Consider the following 7,348-nt stretch of genomic DNA (forward strand, 5'->3'; position numbering starts at 1 on the left):
TGTACGACGTGGGGCAGGGCGGTCAGGGTGCCCGTGCCGGGTCCGAGCCACCGGGCGTAGGACATGAGGGACTTGATGTCCACGCCGGGGCGTACGGCGTTGGGGGAGGTCATCGTGCCCAGGTAGATCCAGTGCTCGCCGCGGGTGCTGGGCACGGTTCGCGTGGTGGGCAGAGTCTGCCGGGCCCAGTTGATCGCGTCGGCGTTGTCCAGGTCGACCACGGTCACCCCTGCACCGCCGGGGTGGTAGGCGACCGCTGCGGCCTGCTGCCAGGCGCCTGCCCACGCGGGGGACGTGAGGATGTCCAGGTCGGTCGTGGCCGCGGCCCAGGCGTGGCACGGGGCCGCGCAGACGCACGGCCCGGGGGTCTTCATGTTCGGCCGGCCGCCGCAGGCGTTCTTGCGGCAGGTCCGGCAGTTGCCCATCGGGCTCTTGTCCTCCCGTAAGGGCAGGACGGGAACGCCCCGCCCGGCGAGGGCGAGGGCCGCGCGCAGCTGCGCGGAGGGGGTGGGTTGGGTCATGCTGGATACCTCCACAGGTCTGTTGATGCGTTGTGGATGAGGGCGGCCCCGGTCTTTGGCGAGGCGGGGCCGCCCTCGTGTTTGCTGGGCGGTGTTCAGCCGTTGATCTGTCTGCGCACGTCGGCGACCAGGCGGAGGATTTCGTGCGCCAGGTCGTTGATCATCTGGAGCTGTTCTTCAAGGTCTGCCGGGTTCGGTCCGGTGAAGGTGAACGGCGGCTCGTTGTTCTGCTTGGGGTCGGTGAAGTGGAACGACACAGGCGGCTCCAGCGGGTCAGATGTTCAGGTGGTGGGCGCGCTGGATGGCGGCCTCCCACACGCTGCGTACCTGGGCGCCGGTGTGGGAGTCGTTCCAGGCGGGGATGGACTCCCACCGCTTGCCGTGCTGACGGCGGGCCTCGTCCAGCAGGAGGTTCCCGGCGTCGCAGTAGGCGGCGTTGCGGGCGCCTGCCGCTACGCGCAGGGCTCCGATGGAGCAGCGGGCGCCTTCGGGGTGGATGAGGGTGTGCCTGGCCCAGCCGTGGGTGTCGAGGAAGGCGAGGGCGTCCGTGAGGGTCTTCTCGACGGCCCCGGGCCGGTGCATGGGCACCCCGGCAGGAACGGACGGCACCGGCGCGGGAGCGGCGGGGGAGACGGGGTCCGGGGTGGGGTCGAGGAGCTGGAATGCCTTTGCGTACAGGGTCTGGTCGACGGGGGTGAAGTCGGTCTTGGTGCGGGTGTTCATGCGGCCCTCCACAGTCCGTTTTCGTTGGTGACCTCGTCGCGCTTCTTCAGCTCGGACAGGCGCGGCTTGATGTTCTTCGCGGTTGTGCCGAGCTTCCGGGCGATGGTCTCGGCGGTCATGGGGATGGATTCCTCCTTGAGGAGTTCGAGGATTCGCGGCTTGATCAGCTCCTGTCCTTCCGGTGACCCGCCGGTGCCGGCGGGGTCGGTCTGGGCCCGCTGCTGCGGCAGTGCGGTCGGTCCCTGCTGGGCTTTGGTGAGGAGGTCAGTGAGGCTGCCGACCAGGTTCTTGCCGCGCTGGTCGACCATCGGTGTGAGGGCGATTGCCTCCCGCAGGCGCCATGCCTCGCAGTCCTCGACAGCGACGGGCGGCATGCCTCCGGCGAGGGTGGTGGGTGGTACGTCCAGGTGCAGGGAGCGGAACTGGACGGCCTGTGAGCCGGGGGTGAGGAGGTAGCCGAGGCCGAAGGTGCCGTCCTCGGGGTTGGCGGCGGCTTCGGTGTCCAGGCCGCTCATGTCCCGCTCGGCGACCTTGGCGTACTGGCCGGGCCAGGAGGAGGGGATCATCGACAGGTCGATGCCCTCCGCGCCCTCGACCGCGTTCGCACCGACCAGGGAGCCCTGGCCCTTGGCGCAGCGCAGGAACACCGCGCCGCCGCCGATCAGGAGCTGGGAGCGGATGACGGTCGAGTTGCCGAGGTCTTCGGCCAGCGGGGTCTGGGTGGCCAGGACCACGCCGATCCCGCGCTTGAGGGACCGGCGGGTCAACTGCTCCACGATCGCCTTGGCCTCCGCGTGGTACGGAGAGGAGACCGACAGCAGCATGTGTGCTTCGTCGATGACGATCAGGATCAGCGGGTCGGTGAAGGGGAAGGCGGGGGAGCGGTAGCGGGCTTCGCGGTCGAGCATCATCGCGTAGGCCAGGCGCAGCGCGCCCATCGCCTCGTCCAGGCCGTCGCCGCAGTAGGCGGCCAGGCCGGCACCGGCGATGGTTCCGGCCTGCGGGGAGGCGAGGATCACCGCGATACGGGAGCGGTGGGCGGAGAGCAGGACCTGTTCCAGCACGCCGGACTTCCCGGAGCGGGAGCCGCCGACCAGGTACAGGTGCCGGGCGCCCGAGCCGGGCTGGGCCAGGGGGACCAGGGCGGCGCGGGCGTCGATGTAGGTGCCCAGGCGGATGTATCCGCGTGAGTCCATGGACAGCTCGTCCACGACCGCAGAGAGCATCGTGCCGTGCATCAGCGCGTGCTCCCTCATCACGCGCACGCCCATCTGCGAGGGCTTGTCCGTGGGGGCCAGGGCGATCTGGATGGTCTCCAGGTCGAGGTTCCCCGCGAGGTCTTGGAGGTTGACCGTCCCGATCGCCTTCCGGTCCCGGGTGGCGATCCCTTCCCAGTCCAGGGGACCGTCGTAGCGGGTGAGGACGAGGGTGGTGCCGGGCATGGCGCCGTCCGGCCCCCCGACGTACGCAGCCCACAGCTGCTCCGGCGTCGTGGGGGCGCCGGTAGTCGTGATCTGCGGCTGCTCCGGCGCCTTCTTGAGGTGAACGGTGACGGGCAGCGCGTTCGGGGCGTAGTGCTTGGGGTCGCCCATCTCGATCTGGGAGACGGGGATTTGGTAGACGGCCGCGATGTCTGCGGCCTTGACCCGCACTTGCTGGCCCTGGGGCACCGTGATGACCCCGCTGAACGACACGTGGTCATCCCCCGCGTCCAGGACCAGGTGCGCGAGGTCAGCACCGGCCTGGATCAGCTTGCGGCCCTCGGTCTGGGTCGGACCGGAGATGAACTCCTTCCACCACGCGGTGATCAACTGCGCCTGAGAGGTCTGGCTGCCAGGGGCCGCGGCCGTAGCGGGGAGGGAGGCGAGCTGGTCGGCGGTGTTGCGGTGGTGGGCGAGGACGGCTGCTCCGGCCGGCACGGCGAGCCCGAGGGCGAACAGGGGGTTCATGCCGGACGTGAGGGCCTGGTGGGCGGCGATGCCGCAGCCGGTGGCGGTGAAGCCGCAGGCGATCAGGGAGCGCAGAGCGGGGGCGGAGGCGTTGATGGCCCAGGCCCCCGCTCCGGCCGCTCCGGCGGCAAGGGCGGACCAGGGGCCGGCCGTGAGGGCTCCCACGGCAAGAGCGGCGGGCGCGTACTGGATGAACTGTGCTCGGGTCGGCCCCATGGTCGGCCCTCCCTACTGCTGGGTGTAGAAGGCGGCTTCGGCCATCTCAACCGGGCTGGTGTCGACCGCGTCCGCGATGCCGCCGTGGTCGCTCTCGACGGTCGTCTTCGCGTCGTCCGCAGCTGCGGCGGCGCTGTCCGCAGCGGAGGTGTAGGCGCCGGCCGCTTCCTTGGCGCCGGTCATGACCAGGGCCGCGTCCGCGAACTCAGCGGTGGTCGCCGCGTCGACGGCCAGCGCCTTCATCGTCTCGGCGGCGTCCTGCATCTGTTCCGCGGTCTCGTCCACGGTGGTGGCGAGGGTGGTGACGGTCTCGGCATGGGCGTGGACCTGGTGCGTGAGCCAGGCGAGCTTGGCGCGCAGGGCCGCGTAGGTCACGGCATCCTTAAGGGATTCGCTGACAGACATGCGGGGCTCTCCTTGGCTATCGGGCGTTGTAGAAGTCGCGCTCGGCGGGCTTGGTCAGCGGGGAGTCCGCGACGGCCCGGAAGATTTGGCCGTGCCGGACCTCGGCGTTCGCCGACGCCGTCCGGCAGGCTTCCTCGCCGCCCTGGATCTGGTCGTGGAGCTTGCTGGCGGTGGCGGCCTGGAGGTTGAGCTGTTCCTTCAGGTGCTCGCACTTGCCGATCAGGTTGGCGCCGACACCCTTCTCCGTGATCTCGGCGATCAGCACGTCGCAGTCCGCGGCCAGCTCCGAGGACTCGTCCACCAGCTGCAAGCAGGACTCGGCGCTGGACTGGCACAACGTGGCCGCGCCTTCGGCCAGGTCGATGACCTGGGTGAGGGTCATGACCTCGCCGCCGCTGTAGGTACGGGACTTCCCGGCGGCGGTGGTGACGTGGACGCCCTGGGCATCGACGGTCGCGGTGTGCGGAACGGGCGGGTTGGGCTGCATCGCGGGGTCCTTCCTGATCTGCTGAGGGAGCGTGACGGTCGGCGGCCCGGGGACGGTGCCGGGCGGCGGGACGGTCGGTGCCGGCCCGGGAGGCCCGGCGGCCGGAGGAGCGGGCGGCGGGTTCGCAGGCCCGGGCCCGGCAGGTGCCGACGGCGGGACCGTCGGCGGAACGGTCGGCTTCGGGGGTGTGGTGGGCTTCGGCGGCACGGTGGCACCCGAAGAGGGCGCGGAGGCCCCCGCAGGCGGCACAGCGGAAGACGAACCGGAAGGCACAGAGCCGGGCTTCTTGAGGTAGGAGGAACGCCACCCGTCACGCAGACCTCCGGCCCAATGAGCACCCGCAAGAAGCCCGTAATGCGCCTTGGCTGCCGCATTGAACGAGGCGTTCCGAAAGGTGTCCGGTGCGCGTGCAGGCTGCCATTTTGCCTTCGCTTTCGGCGGGGGCTTCTTGATTCCCGCCCGCTCGTATGTGCCGTGGGTGTTGTTGACGCCGGCGAGGTAGCTGATGGCGAGGAGTACGAGGAGTTCCACGAGCCTCCTTACGTGACACTGTGTAGTTGTCGGGGGGTTACCGGTTACCGGTTACAGGTCCCGTGGACGCCGGTTCGGGCCGCTCAGGGCAGAACGAGGCGGCTCCTACGGCCCGTAACCGGTAACCCGTAACCCGCGCGGACACGTGCTTAGCGTGACGTTCCGATGTTGCTGACCGTGTCGTTCGCCGTGCTGAAGACCGATTCGAGCGTGCTGCGGATCTCCTCGCTGAACGGCGTGTACGGCAGGAAGATCCCGGAGAGGATCAGCATGATGCAGATCGCCATCTGCTTTCCCTTGGTCTTCTTGAAAGTGAAGAACAGAGCCCAGCAGAACAGGGCCAGGGCGAAGAACTGGAGCGTCATTTCATGCACCCTTCTCGAAGGTGAATCCCTTGTTGCTCGCGGGGGCGACAGCAGCAGAACCGGAGGGAGCGGAGAGCTTCTTGTAGGCGAACAGGCCGCCGCCGCCGACGAGCGCCACCCACAGCCAGGGGCTGGCCGTGATCGAGCCGCCGCCGTCGGAGGGCTCCTCCGCCTTGGCGGATGCGCCGCCAAGGGTCGGCGCATCGCAGGAGGGGATCCTCGCGACGTCGTACGAGGCGGCCTTGGCCACCGCAGCCGACCGGATCTTCATGCACTCCAGGTAGACGGCCATCTCCCGCTCGTACAGCGTCTTGGCCGCGGCTTCCTCGACCTGTGCCCGCTGCTTGTCGGCTTCCACCTCGACCAGGGCGTTCGCGGCCTGCTCCTTCGCCCGGGCCCGGTCCTGAGCGGCCTGCTCGCCCTGCATGCTGGTGACGGCCACGACCGTGCCGCACACCGCGAGGACGGCGATCGTGCCGCACACGGCGAGCGCGGCGGTGTTGCGGCGGACCCCGCCGATCTTGGCGGAGAACTTGGACGACGTGCTGGGCTTCTCCGGGGCCGCGGGGTTCATGCCAGTGAACTCCTCGTCCCAGTCGATTCCGGACATGACGGTTCCTCCTTCCTGTGCTTGGGCGTGCAGGTCAGGGGTGGCGCGGGGAGAGGTCAGGCGCCCAGGGCAGTGCGGGCTGCGGCGGTGAACGCGTCCATGGCCAACAGGGCCTCCCCGCGGCGCTCGTTGAGCTGGTCGAGGTTGCCGGCGTTCCGCAGGGCGTAGGTCGCTTCCACGGCTCGGTTCGCTGCTTCGTGGAGTTCGGGCAGCAGGATGCCGAGGCTCATGTGCGGGTTGGTCAGGGCCGAGCGGGTGCTGTGGCTCTCCTGCCGGGCCCGTTCCACGTCCTCGGCGGGTGCGCCGGTCAGGCGCAGGTGCTCACGCACCCACATTGCCCGCCGGTGATCCGCTACCGCCGCTGCGAACCCCGCCAGTGCGGCCAACTGGTCCGCCCGAGCTTGGTCGGCGCGGGCGGAGTCGATCTGAAGGGACAGGGCCCGGCGGTGGAGCAGCGCGGTGAGGACCGCACCGGCCAGCGTGCCCAGCACGGCTATCAGCGTGGAACCCATGACGGTCAGTCCCGGTCCAGAACGTCGGACAGCACCCGGCCGAGCTGGGCGCCGACCGCGACGGCGGCCAGCGAACAGGCGAGGGTCAGCGACAGGCTGACACCGTGGGCGGACAGTTCCGCCCAGGTGCGGACGGCCACGCCGATACCGGCGAGCAGGAAGATGGGGAAGGCGAGACGACGCAGACGGTTGAGCATCAGAACTCCCTGGCCTCTTCAGGGTCGAAGGGTGGTGTGGTTGGCCGCGAGCTGGATCTGGCGCCAGGCGGCGGAGACGATCTGGCCGTGGTCGAACGCGAGGGGACCGGGTGCGTTCAGCGGAACCCACTGCACGCCCGCGGCGTCATCGCCGGCCGTGGCGGTGGTGTCGGCGGGGACGGCGGCTGCGTAGGCGGCGGTGACGTACCGGCCGCGCGGGTCGCGCTCAGGGGCGTCGTACACGCCGACCAGCACCAGGGCGTCCAAGGGGACGTGGACGCCGGTCTCCTCCAGCAGTTCCCGGGCGGCGGCCTCACGGGAGGTCTCGCCCGGGTCCACGTGCCCGCCGGGCAGGGCCAGCTTGCCCTGGTGGGGCGGCCAGCCACGCTCGATCACGAGCACGTCGCCGCCACGGATGCACACCACGTCGGCGGTGTAGCGGATCGTCTCCGGCATGGTCTCGGTCATGGGAATGTCTCCTCGGGAAAGGTCAGACGGGGTAGGCGCACGGGGTGCAGGCGCCGAGGTGGGAGGGGATGACGTAGCCCGCGTCCCTGCCGCAGGCGGGGCACGTGCGGCGGGCGCGGTTGGCCTTGACGAGGGCCGCCCACCGGCCCGGGGTCATCGGCCGGACAGGCAGGGCGAGATCGATCCGGTAGAGGTAGGCGACCAGCGGCCCGCGCCGACGGCGCGGGCGCTCCAGCTGGGCTGTCACGTCCTGTCCGCCGGGCCGCAGCCCGGCGGCACGCAGTTGTCGGCGGGTGGCCAGGCCGTCCGGGGCCAGGTGCCAGGGGTAGACGGGCAGGCAGGTCACCGGGGGCTCTCTTCCTGG

General features: G+C 70.5%; 12 protein-coding genes. All 12 read right to left on the reverse strand.

Annotated features, from left to right (window positions below; translation table 11 throughout):
• Positions 1–521: bifunctional DNA primase/polymerase (locus tag LG634_RS37165; protein WP_226740932.1), on the reverse strand; the 521-nt coding region annotated here is incomplete at its 3' end.
• A 95-nt stretch (positions 522–616) separates the two neighbouring features.
• Positions 617–778, reverse strand: coding sequence for a hypothetical protein (locus LG634_RS37170; protein WP_226740934.1), 162 nt, complete (start codon positions 776–778; stop codon positions 617–619).
• A gap of 16 nt (positions 779–794) precedes the next feature.
• Positions 795–1,244, reverse strand: coding sequence for a DUF6197 family protein (locus tag LG634_RS37175; RefSeq protein WP_226740935.1), 450 nt, complete (start codon positions 1,242–1,244; stop codon positions 795–797).
• Entirely contained in the window at positions 1,241–3,409 is a 2,169-nt protein-coding gene (locus LG634_RS37180; protein ID WP_226740937.1) for a hypothetical protein, read from the reverse strand. Before LG634_RS37180 ends, LG634_RS37175 begins: the two co-directional genes overlap by 4 nt.
• Positions 3,410–3,421: 12 nt before the next feature.
• Entirely contained in the window at positions 3,422–3,814 is a 393-nt protein-coding gene (locus tag LG634_RS37185; RefSeq protein WP_226740938.1) for a hypothetical protein, read from the reverse strand.
• Between the two features lie 16 nt (positions 3,815–3,830).
• Entirely contained in the window at positions 3,831–4,301 is a 471-nt protein-coding gene (locus tag LG634_RS37190) for a hypothetical protein (RefSeq protein WP_226740940.1), read from the reverse strand.
• A gap of 680 nt (positions 4,302–4,981) precedes the next feature.
• Positions 4,982–5,197 (reverse strand): hypothetical protein, encoded by a 216-nt coding sequence (locus tag LG634_RS37195; RefSeq protein WP_226740947.1) that lies wholly within the window; start codon positions 5,195–5,197, stop codon positions 4,982–4,984.
• Between the two features lies 1 nt (position 5,198).
• Complete coding sequence (locus LG634_RS37200) at positions 5,199–5,807, reverse strand: hypothetical protein (protein ID WP_226740941.1); 609 nt, start codon at positions 5,805–5,807, stop codon at positions 5,199–5,201.
• 56 nt (positions 5,808–5,863) lie between these two features.
• On the reverse strand, positions 5,864–6,319 hold the full coding sequence (kilB, locus tag LG634_RS37205; RefSeq protein ID WP_226740942.1) for a plasmid transfer protein KilB: 456 nt from the start codon (positions 6,317–6,319) through the stop codon (positions 5,864–5,866).
• Positions 6,320–6,324: 5 nt separating this feature from the next.
• A complete protein-coding gene (locus LG634_RS37210) occupies positions 6,325–6,516 on the reverse strand; it encodes a hypothetical protein (protein ID WP_226740944.1) in 192 nt (63 codons plus the stop codon).
• An 18-nt stretch (positions 6,517–6,534) separates the two neighbouring features.
• Positions 6,535–6,984, reverse strand: a complete 450-nt coding sequence (locus LG634_RS37215) for an NUDIX domain-containing protein (protein ID WP_226740945.1) — start codon at positions 6,982–6,984, stop codon at positions 6,535–6,537.
• Positions 6,985–7,006: 22 nt separating this feature from the next.
• Positions 7,007–7,330 carry an RRQRL motif-containing zinc-binding protein gene (locus LG634_RS37220; protein ID WP_226740948.1) on the reverse strand — a complete coding sequence of 108 codons (324 nt, stop codon included), beginning with the start codon at positions 7,328–7,330 and terminating at the stop codon, positions 7,007–7,009.
• Positions 7,331–7,348: the final 18 nt, after the last annotated feature.

Origin of the sequence: Streptomyces bambusae (assembly GCF_020532645.1) — a bacterium.
In the GTDB taxonomy this organism is placed as follows: Bacteria; Actinomycetota; Actinomycetes; order Streptomycetales; family Streptomycetaceae; genus Streptomyces; species Streptomyces bambusae.

Bases quoted from the DNA above. Each gene is read 5' to 3' on its own strand.
- kilB (WP_226740942.1), bottom strand. From the start codon at position 6,319: ATGGGTTCCACGCTGATAGCCGTGCTGGGCACGCTGGCCGGTGCGGTC.
- LG634_RS37180 (WP_226740937.1), bottom strand. From the start codon at position 3,409: ATGGGGCCGACCCGAGCACAGTTCATCCAGTACGCGCCCGCCGCTCTT.
- LG634_RS37210 (WP_226740944.1), bottom strand. From the start codon at position 6,516: ATGCTCAACCGTCTGCGTCGTCTCGCCTTCCCCATCTTCCTGCTCGCC.
- LG634_RS37200 (WP_226740941.1), bottom strand. From the start codon at position 5,807: ATGTCCGGAATCGACTGGGACGAGGAGTTCACTGGCATGAACCCCGCG.
- LG634_RS37175 (WP_226740935.1), bottom strand. From the start codon at position 1,244: ATGAACACCCGCACCAAGACCGACTTCACCCCCGTCGACCAGACCCTG.
- LG634_RS37195 (WP_226740947.1), bottom strand. From the start codon at position 5,197: ATGACGCTCCAGTTCTTCGCCCTGGCCCTGTTCTGCTGGGCTCTGTTC.
- LG634_RS37185 (WP_226740938.1), bottom strand. From the start codon at position 3,814: ATGTCTGTCAGCGAATCCCTTAAGGATGCCGTGACCTACGCGGCCCTG.
- LG634_RS37215 (WP_226740945.1), bottom strand. From the start codon at position 6,984: ATGACCGAGACCATGCCGGAGACGATCCGCTACACCGCCGACGTGGTG.
- LG634_RS37190 (WP_226740940.1), bottom strand. From the start codon at position 4,301: ATGCAGCCCAACCCGCCCGTTCCGCACACCGCGACCGTCGATGCCCAG.